Genomic DNA, 14,866 nt, shown 5'->3' on the forward strand with positions numbered 1-14,866 from the left:
CCGACCAGACGACGGCCGAACCGGTGGCCGTCGAACCACCCACACCGGCCCTGACCAGGTAATCAGCACCTCCCACCCAGCGGGGGAAGCTCACCGCGCTGTTCGGCAGCAGCCGGACCGCAATGCACCGAACCCTCCTGAAGACCAGGAGGCTGCTCGAAACACGCGGCGTCGTCATCCCACCGACCACCACCCCGCCTGCCGCTCTCGCAACTCTCCAGACCCGGGTCATCAACCAGAGCCGCGAGCCCAACAGCAAGATCGAGACAACGTGTTAATGATCTGCAAGCCCTTAGGCGGAACCCGCAACGCCCACCCGGGGGTGACTCCGGTCGCGGACATACCGTCAGGGCAAGCGAGCAGGGTCGGCGGCGTCCGGGCGCCCACCACGAGCCTTCGGGGAGCCGAATCACCGTCCACCCCGCCATCTGCGCCGCGCCGTCAATCGGGGATCACCAGGCCGTACTCGCGCAGCCGCGGGAGGCAGACCTCCAGACACGCCTCCACGGACACGGCGTCCGTGCGCACCAGGAGATCGTCTCGAAACGGGGCCCCGCTCGCGACGAAGGTCCAGAGCTTCGTCCCGTCCCGCATGCGCTCGGCATCAGCTTTGATCAGGACCGTCACACCTTGCTCAGCCAAGGACTCCATCACGCGTGTCACGTCAACCACGGGCCCACCCCTCACCTGGAATCGAACAAGCCGGAGGCTACACCGGCCGGGACGAGGCGCCGAACGGCGGTGACGCCGTGTTCTGCGGCGCAGGAGGCGACGTGGGCGTGGTGGTGCTGGACGACGATCCGGCGTTCGGGCGGCCAGTGGGCGGCGGCGACCAGGGACACCACGTGGCCGTCCTCTGTTGCGCGCCCAGCCGGTGCACGAACGGATGGAAGCCGACGCCCTGGACGGTGCCGTAGACCTCGATCAGCCGCAGATCGGTGGTCAGGGCCCCGGAGCCTCCGCCCGGTGTTCCTCCACCGCCCGCCGGACCTCGGCGACGGCACGCGGCACCGCGTCGGCGACGGCCGGGCTCAGACCCTCGCCGATCGAGAAGTCCGCGCCCTCCACCGCGACGATCAGCAGTTCACGCGGCAACTTGGCGAGTGCGGCGGCCAGGGCAACGGCGTGGCCGAGGCCCAGGCCGTGGGTGCCGGCCGCCGCCTCCTCGTCCGCCAGCGGATCGGCGAGCAGGTGGTCGGCGTCGACGGTGACCCGGTGGATCCGCCCCGGCTCACCCGGGTGGCTGTGCACCGCGTCGACCACGACGGCGAGATCGGCGCCCTCCCACAGCTCCATCAGCCGGGTGGGCTCGCCGTCGCACAGGGTGATCCGGTCGACGGGGAGATCCTCGGTCGCGAGCCGCGCCAGGACGGACACGGCGGCGCCGTCGTCGTGACGGTACTCGTTGCCGACGCCGATGACGACGACTCGTTGGTCCGCCATGTTCGTCAACTCCGCTTCACGGTCAGGGTGAGGAAGTGCGCCGCGCAGGAGATGCACGGATCGTAGTTACGGATGGCCTGCTCGCACTGGCGGGTGAGCTCGGCGTCGTCCAGGTGCAGCCGGGGCTGGATGAAGGCCCGCAGGTCGGCCTCGATCGCGGTCTGGTTCTGCGCGGTCGGCGGGATGATGACGGCCTTCCGGACGATCCCCGCCTCGTCCAGGTCGTACCGGTGGTAGAGCAGTCCACGCGGGGCCTCGGTGACGCCGTACCCGGTGCCCGCCCGGGGCGGGACGGGGACGGCCGGGGCAGGCGGCGGCTCGTACCGCTCGATGATCCGCTGCGCCTCGGTGACGGCCCACAGCACCTCGGCCGCCCGGACGACGATGCTGCGGAAGGGGTTGTCGCAGCGCGGGCCGAGCCCGGCCTGGGCGGCCAGGGCACGGATCTCGGCGGGCAGGCGTTCGCTGCCGAGGTTCCAGCGGGCGAGCGGCCCGGCGAGAAGGGGCCGGCCGTCGAGCGTGGCGTGCAGGGCGGTGGAGTGCGGCACCTGGTGCTCCCGGACGCGGTGCTCGAAGTCCCGCAGTGGGAAGGGGCCGGAGAGGGCGCCGGTCGGGGTGCCGGAGTCGATGGCGTAGCCGTCGGGTTCGGTGAGGGCGAGCAGTTCGTGACTGACCGCCAGGTCGGGGAACTCGAACCCGGCGACCCAGCCGAGCGTGTCCTCGGCGTCCGTCCGCGCCTGGCGCAACACCGTGGCCAGGTGGTCGAGTTCGGCTCGTGTCGGGAGCCGGTGGAAGCCGCCGAGCCGGACGTTGACCGGGTGGATCGCCCGCCCTCCGAGGACCTCGACGATCTCGTTGCCGGACTTCTTCAGCCGCAGGCCGCGTTGGAGCAGGGCCGCGTCGGTGCGGGCGAGTGTCAGCGCGTCGGGCAGGCGCAGGAAGTCGGGGGCGTGCAGCAGGTAGACGTGCAGGGTGTGGCTCTCGATCCACTCACCGCAGTACAACAGCCGCCGCAGCTGGGCGAGTTGGCCGTCCACCACCACCCCGCAGGCGTTCTCGACCGCGTGGCAGGCGCTCATCTGGTACGCGACCGGGCAGATCCCGCAGATGCGGGAGGTGAGGTCGGGCGGCTCGGTGTACCGGCGGCCGCGCAGCAGCGCCTCGAAGTAGCGCGGGGGCTCGTAGATCCGCAACCTGACGTCCTCGACCTCGTCGCCACGGACGGAGACGTACAGTGCGCCCTCGCCTTCGACGCGGGTCAACGCGCCGACGGTGAGCAGCCGTTGGGTGCGGTGGGTCATCCGTCGTCCTCCGTGGGTTGTCGGGCCGCGTCCGCGAAGGCGGGGGCCTCGGCGTTGAAGGTGCGGTAGAGGCGGGCGGCGTCCGCGTCCGCCACCCCGTCGCGGTGCAGCAACGGCAGCAGGGCACGGGTGTTGGGCGTCTCCATCGGGCCGAAGCAGCCGTAGCAGCCGCGCCCGTACGCCGGGCAGATGGCGCCGCAGCCGGCCTGGGTGACCGGGCCCAGGCACGGGGTGCCGTGAGCGACGGTGACGCAGGTGGTACCGCGCAGCTTGCACTCGAAGCAGACGCTGTGGGTGGGGATGTCGGGTTTGCGGTCGGCGAGGTAGGCGGTGATGACCTCCAGCAGCTGCCGCTTGTCGATCGGGCAGCCGCGCAGTTCCAGGTCGACCGGCACGTGGGCGGAGATCGGGGTGGAGTGGTCGAGGCTGTCGATGTACTCGGGGCGTGCGTAGACGACGGCCTGGTACTCGGGCAGGCTCGCCAGGTTGCGCAGCGCCTGGACGCCGCCGGCGGTGGCGCAGGCGCCGATGGTCACCAGGTGGCGGGACTGCTCGCGGACCCGCCGGATGCGCTCCAGGTCGGCGGCGGTGGCGATGGAGCCCTCGACGAGGGAGAGGTCGTAGGGCGGCGGCAGTTCGCGGCTGGAGGCCTCCAGGAAGTAGCCGATCTCGATCTTCCCGGCGAGCGCGAGGAGTTCGTCCTCACAGTCGAGGAGGGTGAGCTGGCAGCCGTCGCAGGAGGAGAACTTCCAGACGGCCAGGCGTGGGACGTTTCCCATGGCGCTCACCGCTCGGGGGTGGAGAGCAGGTCTTCGGCGTGGTCCCAGCCGAAGACCGGGCCGTCCCGGCAGACGAGGACGGGGCCGAGCTGGCAGTGGCCGCACCAGACGGTGGCGCAGCGCATGTTGCGTTCCAGGGAGACGCGGATCCGGTCGGCGGGCACGCCCCGGCGCAGCAGGTCCCGGGCGGTGGCGCGCATCATCACCTCCGGGCCGCACAGGTAGGCGGCGCAGTGCTCGGGCCGGTAGTCGGTGCCGTCCAGCAGGCCGGTGACCAGACCGACGGCGCCGTGCCAGCCGGGTTCGGGGCGGTCCACCGTGGTCCGGACGTCCGCCCGGGAGCGCCAGCGCGGCAGGTCGTCGAGGAACAGCTGCTCGCCCGGGTCGCGGTATCCGGTGAGCACCGAGACCGCCCCGTACGCCCCGGCCCGGGCGAGGACCTCCTCGATCAGCGGGCGCAGCGGGGCGAGCCCGATGCCGCCGGCGACGATCAGCACGTCACTGCCGGCGGGCGGCGTCTGCCAAACCGTGCCGTACGGGCCTCTGGTGCCGATCCAGTCGCCGCGCTCGGCGCGGCACAGCGCCTCGCTGACCTTTCCGACCGCGCGGACGGTGTGGGAGAGCGTGTCGCCCGTGATGCCGCTGGTGGAGAGCGGGATCTCGCCGGTGCCGAAGGCGTACACCATGGCGTACTGACCGGGCCGGAACGGGCGCAGCGGGCCTGCGGCCGGGACGAGGTCGAGGGTGACGGTGTCGGCGGTCTCCCGGTGGCGGGCCAGCACCCGGTACGGGACCGGGGTCGTCGCGTGCATCACGGTGCTCCGTCGGGCGTGGCGGCCTCGGCGCTCAGGGCGGCGACCTCCTCGGTGATGTCGATGCCGACCGGGCACCAGGCGATGCAACGGCCGCACCCGACGCATCCCGAGGAGCCGAACTGGTCGTACCAGGTGCCGAGTTTGTGGGTGAGCCACTGGCGGTAACGGCTGCGGGCGGAGGACCGGACCGGGCCGGTGCCGTGCAGGTAGGAGAAGTCGAGATCGAAGCAGGAGTCCCAGCGACGCCAGCGCTCGGCGTGGTCGCCGGTGAGGTCCGTGACCTCCTCCGTGGTGGTGCAGAAGCAGGTGGGGCAGACCATGGTGCAGTTGCCGCAGGTCAGGCAGCGGTCCGCGACCTGGTCCCAGCGCTCGGCGGTCATCGTGCCGGCCATCAGCGCGCGCAGGTCGGTGGAGTCCATGCTGCGGCCCATCCGCCCGGCCGCGTCGGCGACGGCCGTACGGGCGTGCTCACCGTCGGTGGGGTGGGTGGGGAGTTCGGCGAGGACGTCCTCGCCGTCGGGGCTGCCGGCGCGAACGAGGTAGTGGGGGCCGTCCGGCCCCACGGTCTCGGTGAGCGCCAGGTCGTAGGCGGAGCCGTCCGGCAGGCCCGGGCCTGTGCCCATGGAGGCGCAGAAGCAGACACCGCCGGGCTCGGTGCACTCGACCACGACGAGGAACACACCGGCACGCCGCGACCCGTACACGGGATCGGCGTACGCGCCGCCGGTCAGCACCCGGTCCTGAACGGCGATCGCGCGCAGATCGCAGGGACGCACCCCGAGGAAGGCGTAGCGGGGCGGCGGGTCGTCGTCCTCACGGACGGTGACCGTGCCGTCCTCGGCCCGGTCGGCCTGCCAGAGCCGGGCCCGGGGCGGGTGCAGGAAGGTCTTCCAGGACTGCGGCCCGGCGGAGTGCGCGAAGGCCGCCCGGTCCTCGCGCCGGCGCAGCCGGTAGGTGCCGGCCTCGGTCTCGACGCCCCAGCCGTGCGGCAGTTCGTCCGCCGAGGCCAGCTCGGCGAGAACGATCGCACCCTCCCGGACGGTGGGCCCGATCACGGTGAACCCGCGCTGCCGCAAGGCTTCGACGAGCGCGGCGAGGCCCTCCTCGTCCAGTTCCGCATCCAGTTCCGCGAGCGCTTCGGTCGTGTCCATCGGTCCGTCCTCGGTCTCCGCGCCGGTGCCGCCGCGGGTGGCTCTCCCCTCGGCGGGCGGTTCCGTACTCCCACTGTCCGCCGGTCCCGGCGATCTCGCACGGGCCGGACGGCCCGAAGCGGTGGCCGCTCAGCCCTCAGGACCCCGCCGAGCGGCAGCGGTGCCCCTGCCGTCTCCGGACCACAGATGCCGAACACGACGCCTGATGAAAATCGCCGAACGGACCCGCGGGGACGATTGACCGGTGAACGACGTGAACGAGGGTCCGTCGGCCCCCGAGGCGTGCCCGTACAGCCCTGTGCCGACCCGCGTCGGGAGAGCACCGCCGATCCTCGTCCTGGACGACGGCCGGCTGGTCGGCATCGTCACCCTTGAGGACCTCGGCAGAATCGCCCGCACGCGACCTCCGACGACCACGCGCGGAGCGTGAGCCTCCTCCCGCTCGTCGGGCGCCTCCGGAGCGAGGTCATGGGCAGCGAGGTCACAGGCGTCGAGGCCCGTGTCTCAGAGGCAGCCTCCGTCCACACGCCGGCCTCCGCCGCGCGACCGGGCGCTCCCAGCGGCATGCTGAGTCCGCGGAGGAAGGAGATTCATGACGCGGCACGCCGATGCCACCCTGTCCACCGCTGTGGAGGCGTACCAGGCCTGGCACGCGGGCCACCGGGGCGATGCGGAGACCGCGTGACACGCTCGATGCCCCGTCGCCGTCGCACCTCATCGCACCGCCCACGTCGTCGCGGTCGTCGACCGTACCGGCGCCGACCTCCGGCTCTGCCCCGCTACACCGACGAATTCACCGGCCGGGGCGGCGTCCTCCGCCACCGCGACGCGGCCACTACGGCCTGATCACGCCCGCCGGGCAGCCACCCCACCAAGAGCAGCCCACGAGGAGCCCACGATGACACCCGACACAACCCCCGGCCAACCGGACGTAGCCCTCCACCCGACCGGCCGCGACGTCGAAAGCGCCGTCGAACGCGTCGAGCTGCTGGAGGCCCAGATCCAGGCCCTCGGCCAGGCCATCCGCGCCCTCATCCAGGGCCTGGAGGACATCCCCGACCAGGAGCCCGACCCCGAACGCCCCGCCCGTGCCGCCCGCCTCGCCCACGAACTCCTGCTCGCCCAAGGACTGTAGGAGTTCCTCCGCCCAGAGGAGAGGGGCCCGTGGAGAGGCGCCCGTCATGAGGCGTCTCTCGGCACCCGCAGGCTCGGAGCATTCCTCCGGCCGCCACAGCGAAGCCGGCGCCCAGGAATCACACGACGGGCCCCGCCACGGCCCGCGCATCGGCTGCCGGCTGCTCCTGCCCCAGGGTCGTTCTGATCCACGACGCCAGCCGCCCGATCCGCGCCTGCCCGCGCCTCGCGCTGCACACCGACCGCCGATGACCGGGGCCACTACCCGGACGGTCGTCCCGAAGGGACAACCGTCCGGCTTCCCCGAACACTGATCTCGACGCGCCGACAGGAGCAGCCGACCCGATGACCCGCCACGACCGCTTCACCCCGCACCCCGAGAGCCACACCGCCTCCCGCGCCGGATGGCTGCGCGCCGCCGTCCTCGGCGCCAACGACGGCCTGGTCTCCGTCGCCAGCCTCATGGTCGGTCTGGCCGCCAGCGGGGCGAGCACCTCCACCGTCGTCACCGGCGGCCTCGCCGGCCTGTCCGCCGGCGCCATGGCCATGGCCGCCGGAGAGTACGTCTCCGTCAGCTCCCAGGTCGACGTCGAGAACGCCGACCGCGCCAAGGAGGCGCGCGAACTCGCCGAGGCCCCCGCGGAGGAGCTCGCCGAGCTCACCGCCATCTACGAGAGTCGAGGCGTCCCGCGCGACCTCGCCCGGCAGGTCGCCGAGGCCCTGCACGAGGCCGACCCGCTCCAGGCCCACCTGCGCGACGAACTCGGCCACAGCGAACACACCGCCGCCAACCCCCTCCAGGCCGCCCTCGCTTCTGCCGCCAGCTTCCTCGCCGGCGGGTTCGTCCCCTTCCTCGGCCTCCTCGCCTCCACCGGTACCGCGCGCCTGTGGCTCATCGTCGCCGTCACCCTCTCCGGCCTCGCCCTGGCCGGCGCCCTCGCCGCCAGTGCCGCCGGCACCACTCAGCTACGCCCGATCCTGCGTGTGGTGATCGGCGGCGGACTCGCCATGGCCGTCACCGCCGCCGTCGGGCAGCTCGCCCATGTCTCAGGGATCTGAATCGCCTGTCCCCGCCCCGAGAGCCCACGGCCTGTGGCGGAACCCGCAGCGATGGCACGAACGGGCCCGGTCCCGCGACGCCGCTCGGCTGGACCTGTGGGCAACGTCGACTGCGAGCCGGCGGCGGCACCCGAGAGCCGGTCCGAGGGCCCATCGGCCCGTGGCCCGGGCCCGAGCGTCCCTCCCCCGGCAGCGCGGGAACGGCTGACGACGAGGGTGGTCAAGGCTCCACACAGAGCCGGTGACGGCGCCGGGCGGGGCCGTGGAGGAGTCTGCGATGAACGGCTTCGAAACCCGCCGCCCGCTCATGCCCGGGCGCGCAGTCGGCGCAGCATGCGGGCGTCCTGGAAGCCCACCGTACGGGCGGCGGTCTCGGCGGTGGCGCCGTGGGAGACGAGGTGCTCGGCGTGTTCGAGTCTCAGCTCCTGCTGGTAGCGCAGCGGGGTGAGGCCGGTGGCCTCGGTGAAACGGCGGGTGAGGGTGCGTTCGCTGACACCGCAGGTGGCGGCGAGATCGGCCAGGCGCAGCGGGGTGGCGAACCGGGCGTCGATCAGGTCCTGTGCGTGGTGGACGGCGTCGACCAGGTGGGCACGGTGGCGGAGCATGGCGCTGGTCTGCTGTTCGTGGCCGTTGCGGCGGGCGTAGACGACCATCGCGCGGGCGATCCGGGCGGCCGCTGCGGGGCCGTGGCGGACGGCGACGAGGTGCAGTGCGAGGTCGATGCCGCTGGCGATGCCGGCCGAGGTGACCACGCGGTCGTCGACCACGTAGAGCACGTCGCGCACCACGTGCGCCTTCGGGTGGCGGCGGGCGAGTTCGTCCTGCGCGTCGTGGTGCGTGGTGCAGCGGCGGCCGTCCAGCAGCCCGGCCCGGCCGAGTGCGGTCGCCCCGGTGCAGATGCTGGCGACCGTCCCGCCGGCCGTGTGGTGGGCGGCCAGCCGTTCCAGTGATGCCGGGGACGGCCCGGCGCCGCGCGGCTCCGGTTCGCGCCAGCCGGGGACGACGACCAGGTCCTCGGCGGACAGCCGCGGCCACTCGGTGGCGGCGTGCAGCGGCAGTCCCTGCGCGGTGGGGACGTCCTCCTGCTCGGCCACGTAGCCGATCTCGTACCCGAGACCGTGGTCGGCCGCGGTCGAGAACACCTGGGCTGGGCCGGCGAGGTCCAGCAGGTGCAGCTGCGGGACGAGCAGGAAGACGACGCGGGTCACGATCCGGTCAGCTCCTTGACGGTCGCGATCCTGGCGAAGCGGCCCGAGAGCGCGTACTCGGTGCGGGCGGTGATCTCGTCGGTGGGCAGGGTGCGCGGGTCGGCGAGGATCTCCGCCAGGCTGCGCCCGGGCGGCGCGTCGCGGTGTTCGATCGGGTGGGTGGCGGTGGCGTCGGTGACGAAGGTGACGTCGTAGCCGAGGTCTGAGGCGACCCGGGTGGTGGTCTCGCAGCACTGCTCGGTGCGGATGCCGCTGACGGTCAGCTCCCGGATGCCGTGCCGGGTGAGCAGCTGCTGGAGGTTGGTGGTGGTGAACGCGTTGTGCGAGGTCTTGGTGATGACGGGTTCGCCCTCGACGGGCTGCAGTCCGTCGATCGGGTGCACGTGGCCGAGGGCCGGGTCGAAGACCGTCCCGGTGCCGTGCTCGGCGTGCAGGATCCAGACGACCAGGTCTCCCTGGTCGCGGGCGTGGGCGACCAGCTTGTTCACCTGGCCGACGATATCGGGGTTGGACACGGCCGCCCAGTTCTCCAGCCGGCGGAAGGATTCCTGGACATCGATGACGAGGAGCGCTCTGTTCATGCCTCGATCCTGGCGGCACCGGGCCCTCCGGCTGAAGACACCATCGAGACCGGGAGCGGAACGATCCGGTCAGCACCGTCACGGCCGTCAGGCGGTAGCCCACCAGGGCGACGCGGGGACGGCCGTTCTGCGCTCGCCGTGAGCGCGGACCGGACGGTCCGGTGTGGGATCTCGGGCAGTGGACGGCGTCTCCGAGCGGTACCTTCCATGTGCCATTCCATGCGCCGCATGGAGAAGAACCGCCACTTGCCGCACTCGTTCGCCCGTGAAATGGTGACAAAGGGGCACGTTAGAGCAGGTCTCGAATGGCCGAGCGGGCGCCAGGAGACACTCGCACCTCACAGCTGGTGAGCTCAGTGGTCCGCGCCTCCACGTCAGGGCTCCGCGTGCGAGGTGTGCGGGTTCTCTGTGCGTTTCTCGGCCTGCTGCCGGTCGCACCCCTGCTGATCTGGGCGTACGGCCTGGGGCCGTTCCGCCTCTGGTTCTGGTCGATCACCGTCCCCAGCCTGGCGTTGCTCACCGCCATCACCGTGGCAACGGCCCGTAGCCCCCGTTACCGGCAGCTGCACGGCTCGCTGGTGGTGGGAACGTTCGGCGGGCTGGTGGGAACCTTCGGCTACGACCTGTTCCGGGTGCCGTTCATGCTGGCGGGCGTCCGTCTGTTCGCGCCGATCGACAGCTACGGCCTGCTCATCCTCGGCGCCGACTCGTCCAGCCCGCGCACCGGCCTGCTCGGCTGGGCCTTCCACTTCTCCAACGGCATCGGCTTCGGCATCACCTACGCGGTGATCGCCGGCGGCAGGCGCTGGCAGTGGGGCCTGGCCTGGGGCATGGCGATCGAGACCATCTCGGTGGCCTCGCCCGTCGCGGGCGTCTACGCCCTGCGCGGCGCGGCGCTCCTGGCCATCGCCTACGGCGGGCACCTGGCCTACGGCGCGCTGCTGGGCATGCTGGTCGCCGACCCCGACCGTACCGTCCGCCAGCTGCGGGAGGTCAGCCCCCACACCACGGCCTACGCGCTGCTGGCAGTCCTGGTCGCGCTGGTGGTCTGGCAGCATCCGTTCCTCACCCCCACCCCGGTACGGGCGGGCGAGCAGGTGGCGAAGGGCCCCAGCGCGGTCGTGCTGGACGGGCGTTTCTCCCCGCAGTGGCTCCGCGTGCCGCCGCACGGATGCGCGACGCTGCGCGACGACGACCCGGTGGGGTACACGCTGCCCGCCGCGGTCGGCGCGCCCCGGCTGGAGCCCGGGCACCCCGCCCGGGTGTGCTTCGCTTCGCCGGGCAACACCGTGCTGCGCGTCCGTACCTCTGCCCAGCCCTATGCGGGCGGGTTCGTCATCGTGGACCGGACGGAGGGCTGAGATGCCGACCGTGTCCGCTGTTCGGCAGCAGGCCGTACCGGGTCCGCGGGAGGCGGTGCGGGAGTTGCCGCACTGGCTGCGCGATCATGTGCTCGCCGCGGTGACGGGCGCGCTCGTCGGCGGAGCGGGGTGCGTGCCCTCACGGATCTGCCCGGGCGGCACGTGCCGCCGCACATGAGCGGGCGACCCGCCCAGCCGAACCGGCACCGGGATCAGCCGAGCCTCAGCTGCGCATGGCCCCCGCCTCCGTGGGTGCCGCAGAAGGCCTCCTCCAGGAAGCCACCCTGTGCGATGAGCTGCGCGAGGCCCTGCTTCTGGTCACCCCTGGGGGTGACGGACAGCGCGACCTGCCGCCCGCCGGAGCTCCACAGCTGCGAGCTGTAACCGGCCACGCTCCCGTCGTGCCCGTAGACCGGCCCGCAGGACAGCTGCAGTCGGGCCAGCCCCAGTCCGTAGTCCAGGCCTGTGGGTTGGCCGTTGACCTTCACCGGGATGGTCGTGGTCATCTCCCGCATCAGCTTCTCCGACAGCAACCGCCCGCCCAGCAGCGCCTTCTCGAAGCGGTTCAGGTCGTCCAGGGTGGAAATCAGCTCACCCGCGGAGTTCGCCCAGGACACGCTGGCCACCGTGACGTCCCGGTCGCTGCGGTCCTCCGGGCCGGGGCCCTCGACCAGGGTGAGGTAGCCGTGGGCGTGCGGGCCCCGGATGTCGGTGGCCGTGCCGGGGAAGGACGTTCCGTTCATCCCCAGCGGCCGCAGGATGCGCGCGGATATCTCCTGGGCGTAGCCGCGCCCCGTCACCCGCTCGATGATCATGCCGAGCAGGGTGTAGTTGACGTTGGAGTAGGCGAACCTCTCCCCCGGCGGGAAGTTGGGCGCGTGCGCCACCGAGGTGGCCACCACCTGCGCCGGGGTGATCGTGCGGGTCATGCCGCCCTGGTCGAGCCAGTTCCGGAGGACGCCGGGGTCCGCCAGGTCGGGGAACACCCCGCCCTTCTCATTGGTCGGGTCCCAGAGACCGGAGCTGTGGTTGAGCAGCTGACGGACGGTGATGTGCTCACCGTTCGGGACCGCCCCGGGCAGGTAGCGCTCGATCGGATCGTCCAGGCCGACCCGCCCCTCCCCCACCAGCTGGAGCACGGTGGTGGAGGTGAACATCTTGGTGATGCTCCCGGCGCGGAACCGCCCGTCCGTCCGCACGGGCGCGCCGGTGGTCAGGTCGGCGGCGCCCGTGCCCGCGCGCCAGACCCCGTCCTCGTCCCTGACCTGGGCGATCGCCGCGACCGCACCGGCCCTGGTCACCGCCTTCAGCGCCTCCGCCCGTCGGCTCGCGGCGTCCCTGACGGCGGTGTCCTTGACGGCGGTGTCCTTGACGGCGGTGTTCGGTGCGGCGACGTTCGGTTCGACGGCGTTCGGTTCGACGGCGCTCGCCGAGGCGACCGGTGCGGCCAGCGCCAGACAGACCATCGCGACCAGGGCGGAAACCGTACGACGTGTCATGCGACCCCCTTCGTCAGCGGCGGGCCCCCGCCCGCCTGTGACTCCCAAGCCTCGCCGCCGCCCTGATACTCCGTCATCCTCCATCGGAAGGAAACGGTCGTACGCCCACCAACGTAGGGCGTACGCCGAACGGGGGAGACTGTGCGAGTAGGCCGGCTACTGCCCCGGGGCCGGACGGACCGGGTGCTTGCTCATGATCGACACCCGGTTGAAGGCGTTGATGGCGATCGCGACCCAGATCACCGCCGAGATCTCCTCCTCGGTCAGCGTCTCGCGCGCGACGCCGTAGGCGGCCTGCTGCAGGGCCGCGTCCGAGGGAGTCGTGGTCGCCTCGGCCAGCGCCAGTGCGGCGCGCTCCCGCGCGGTGAACAGTTCCGTGTCCCGCCAGGCCGGCAGCACGCCCAGCCGCTGGGCGGTCTCGCCCTCACGCAGCGCGGCCCGGGTGTGCACGTGCAGGCAGTAGGCGCAGCCGTTGATCTGCGACACCCGCAGGTTGACCAGCTCCACCAGCCGCCGGTCCAGTCCGGCCTCCGCCGCGACCGCCCGCGACGCCTCGGCGGCCGCGAGCTGCGCCCGGTAGGCCGTGGGGCTCTGCTTGTCGATGAAGACCCGCCGCTCCACCGGGACGACCGTCACGTCACTCACCTGGACTCCTCCACCCGCTCGCTGCTGCCCGTCACTGTGCCATGCCATAATAGTTGAATCTGGAACTATCTGCCACCATTCTCCGCCGTGGGAGGGATCACCACCGTGAGCACCGCAGAGACCGAGCCGCGCCCCGCCGCTCAGCCGCAGGACCCACAGGTGGAGGTCCTGACCGCCCGGGACGTCCCGCTCGGCGGACCGCGCGCGATGACCGTCCGCCGCACCCTGCCGCACCGCTCGCGCCGGATGATCGGCGCCTGGTGCTTCGTGGACCACTACGGCCCCGATGACGTCGCGCGCACCGGCGGGATGGACGTCGCCCCGCACCCCCACACCGGCCTGCAGACGGTCAGCTGGCTCTTCACCGGCGAGATCGAGCACCGTGACAGCCTCGGCGTGCACGCCTTCGTCCGCCCCGGCGAGCTCAACCTGATGACCTCCGGCCACGGCATCTGTCACTCCGAGGTCTCCACCCCCGCCACCACCGTCCTGCACGGCGTCCAGCTCTGGGTCGCCCTGCCCGACGAGCACCGCCACACCGCCCGCGACTTCCACCACCACGCCCCCCGTCCGGTCCCCCTCGACGGCGGCGAGGCCCGCGTCTTCCTCGGCACCCTGGCCGGCGACACCTCCCCCGCCCCGACCTTCACCCCCCTCCTCGGCGCCGAACTCACCCTCCACCCGCACGCCACCGTCACCCTCGCCCTCGACCCCGCCTTCGAGCACGGCGTCCTCGTCGACCACGGCGACCTCCGCCTCGCCGGAACCGCGCTGCACCCCGCCGATCTCGGCTACCTCGCGCCCGGCCCCGGCACCCTGACCCTCACCAACACCGGCGACACCGAGGCCCGCCTCATCCTCCTCGGCGGCACGCCCTTCGAGGAGGAGATCGTCATGTGGTGGAACTTCATCGGCCGATCGATGGACGACATTACCCGAGCCCGTTCGGATTGGATGACCGGCAACCGCTTCGGCGAGGTGCACGGCTACCCAGGCGACCGCCTGCCCGCCCCCGAACTCCCCACCACCCTGCTGAAACCGCGTGGACGAGTGCGCTGACCTGCGCGTTTATCCGGTGCGGAACACCCGCGCGACAGGCCGCGATCCCCACCCTCACGACGGCCTCCCGACCTCGATCCGGCCTGCGCGGGCCCCATCCTGCGCAGGCCGGCACCTCACGGACTCTGACCTCCCGTGACCATGCCTGGCCGGACCGATGCTGACTCAATGCCGACTTTGCCGACAGCCAGTCAGCCGCCCTCGCCCCCGAAGCACCGGCCAGGATGACACCCGGCACTGCCGCACGTGCGGACACCTGTCGGCAGCCGACGCGCGGCTTCCGGCCATGACCACCGAAGCCGATCTGGGCAACCAGTTGGGGCCCGCCCGGCGGGCGGTGCATTGGCTCACCTCGTCGACGAAGGAGACCAACGCCGTTCAAGCCCGGCCAACCGCTCGACTCCCGAGAGCCACCAGGTGCGATGCCCGCGGTCGCGCGGGCCGACAAGACGTCGACGTCGGGCGGATCGGCCTCCGACGAACAACCCCCGCGCGTGCGGGGCCGACCACCGCGCGGGCCGGGGGACGGCCCGGGCACTCCCTGCACGTGACGTTCGCCATCACCAAGCACACCAGGGCCAGCCGGCCGGCCTGACCGGGTGACCGTCGCCACGAGCAGGAGATCCTCCACTACGGCCTCGGCCACACCACCGACACCGGAGAAGGTGTCCCAGACGGAGAGGCCACGGCCGTCCTCGTCCACCGCCCGCCTCGATCTGCCAGGCGGCGGTGGCGACAGGCTTAGCCCTTGCGCTGTCCCGCACCCAGGGGCCGGGTTCGCCGACACAGATGACTCGGCGAAACCGGCCCGTGCCCGTTTACCATGCCGCA

15 protein-coding genes are annotated in these 14,866 nt (G+C 72.4%); 4 read left to right on the top strand and 11 right to left on the bottom strand.

Features of this window, described 5'->3' with window-relative positions:
- Positions 1 to 441: 441 nt before the first annotated feature.
- The 7 genes from ACFVWU_RS41530 to ACFVWU_RS41560 form a co-directional block, all read right to left on the bottom strand.
- Complete coding sequence (locus ACFVWU_RS41530; protein WP_387631149.1) at positions 442 to 672, bottom strand: hypothetical protein; 231 nt, start codon at positions 670 to 672, stop codon at positions 442 to 444.
- Between the two features lie 11 nt (positions 673 to 683).
- Positions 684 to 845 (bottom strand): hypothetical protein, encoded by a 162-nt coding sequence (locus ACFVWU_RS41535; RefSeq protein ID WP_387631151.1) that lies wholly within the window; start codon positions 843 to 845, stop codon positions 684 to 686.
- 97 nt (positions 846 to 942) lie between these two features.
- A complete protein-coding gene (locus ACFVWU_RS41540) occupies positions 943 to 1,443 on the bottom strand; it encodes a hydrogenase maturation protease (protein ID WP_387631153.1) in 501 nt (166 codons plus the stop codon).
- A 5-nt stretch (positions 1,444 to 1,448) separates the two neighbouring features.
- Positions 1,449 to 2,744, bottom strand: coding sequence for a Ni/Fe hydrogenase subunit alpha (locus tag ACFVWU_RS41545; RefSeq protein WP_387631156.1), 1,296 nt, complete (start codon positions 2,742 to 2,744; stop codon positions 1,449 to 1,451).
- Complete coding sequence (locus ACFVWU_RS41550) at positions 2,741 to 3,523, bottom strand: oxidoreductase (protein ID WP_387631159.1); 783 nt, start codon at positions 3,521 to 3,523, stop codon at positions 2,741 to 2,743. Before ACFVWU_RS41550 ends, ACFVWU_RS41545 begins: the two co-directional genes overlap by 4 nt.
- Before the next feature lie 5 nt (positions 3,524 to 3,528).
- Complete coding sequence (locus tag ACFVWU_RS41555) at positions 3,529 to 4,335, bottom strand: FAD/NAD(P)-binding protein (RefSeq protein WP_387631162.1); 807 nt, start codon at positions 4,333 to 4,335, stop codon at positions 3,529 to 3,531.
- On the bottom strand, positions 4,335 to 5,489 hold the full coding sequence (locus ACFVWU_RS41560; RefSeq protein ID WP_387631165.1) for a 4Fe-4S dicluster domain-containing protein: 1,155 nt from the start codon (positions 5,487 to 5,489) through the stop codon (positions 4,335 to 4,337). Before ACFVWU_RS41560 ends, ACFVWU_RS41555 begins: the two co-directional genes overlap by 1 nt.
- Positions 5,490 to 6,387: 898 nt before the next feature.
- Between ACFVWU_RS41560 and ACFVWU_RS41565 the strand changes: the two genes are divergently transcribed.
- Together ACFVWU_RS41565 and ACFVWU_RS41570 are read left to right on the top strand one after the other, a co-directional pair.
- Complete coding sequence (locus ACFVWU_RS41565; protein WP_387631168.1) at positions 6,388 to 6,624, top strand: hypothetical protein; 237 nt, start codon at positions 6,388 to 6,390, stop codon at positions 6,622 to 6,624.
- Positions 6,625 to 6,968: 344 nt separating this feature from the next.
- Positions 6,969 to 7,682: a VIT1/CCC1 transporter family protein gene (locus ACFVWU_RS41570; RefSeq protein ID WP_387631171.1), complete on the top strand. Its 714-nt coding sequence runs from the start codon at positions 6,969 to 6,971 to the stop codon at positions 7,680 to 7,682.
- A gap of 305 nt (positions 7,683 to 7,987) precedes the next feature.
- Here ACFVWU_RS41570 and ACFVWU_RS41575 read toward each other — a convergent pair whose 3' ends face one another.
- Positions 7,988 to 8,890: a GlxA family transcriptional regulator gene (locus ACFVWU_RS41575; protein ID WP_387631174.1), complete on the bottom strand. Its 903-nt coding sequence runs from the start codon at positions 8,888 to 8,890 to the stop codon at positions 7,988 to 7,990.
- On the bottom strand, positions 8,887 to 9,471 hold the full coding sequence (locus ACFVWU_RS41580) for a cysteine hydrolase family protein (RefSeq protein ID WP_387631177.1): 585 nt from the start codon (positions 9,469 to 9,471) through the stop codon (positions 8,887 to 8,889). The genes ACFVWU_RS41575 and ACFVWU_RS41580 overlap by 4 nt, the downstream gene beginning before the upstream one ends.
- Before the next feature lie 395 nt (positions 9,472 to 9,866).
- On the opposite strand from ACFVWU_RS41580, the gene ACFVWU_RS41585 reads away from it, so the two are divergent.
- Positions 9,867 to 10,832: a hypothetical protein gene (locus ACFVWU_RS41585; RefSeq protein WP_387631179.1), complete on the top strand. Its 966-nt coding sequence runs from the start codon at positions 9,867 to 9,869 to the stop codon at positions 10,830 to 10,832.
- A gap of 212 nt (positions 10,833 to 11,044) precedes the next feature.
- On the opposite strand, the gene ACFVWU_RS41590 is transcribed toward ACFVWU_RS41585, so the two are convergent.
- The gene (locus tag ACFVWU_RS41590; RefSeq protein ID WP_387631182.1) at positions 11,045 to 12,331 is read right to left on the bottom strand and encodes a serine hydrolase domain-containing protein; all 1,287 of its coding nucleotides are present in this window, start codon (positions 12,329 to 12,331) and stop codon (positions 11,045 to 11,047) included.
- 156 nt (positions 12,332 to 12,487) lie between these two features.
- Positions 12,488 to 12,976 (bottom strand): carboxymuconolactone decarboxylase family protein, encoded by a 489-nt coding sequence (locus tag ACFVWU_RS41595; protein WP_387631185.1) that lies wholly within the window; start codon positions 12,974 to 12,976, stop codon positions 12,488 to 12,490.
- A gap of 105 nt (positions 12,977 to 13,081) precedes the next feature.
- Here ACFVWU_RS41595 and ACFVWU_RS41600 point away from each other — a divergent pair, with 105 nt between their 5' ends.
- Positions 13,082 to 14,035: a pirin family protein gene (locus ACFVWU_RS41600; RefSeq protein WP_387631188.1), complete on the top strand. Its 954-nt coding sequence runs from the start codon at positions 13,082 to 13,084 to the stop codon at positions 14,033 to 14,035.
- The last annotated feature ends 831 nt before the right edge of the window (positions 14,036 to 14,866 follow it).

The sequence above is a fragment of the Kitasatospora sp. NPDC058190 genome, from assembly GCF_042883685.1.
In the GTDB taxonomy this organism is placed as follows: Bacteria; Actinomycetota; Actinomycetes; order Streptomycetales; family Streptomycetaceae; genus Kitasatospora.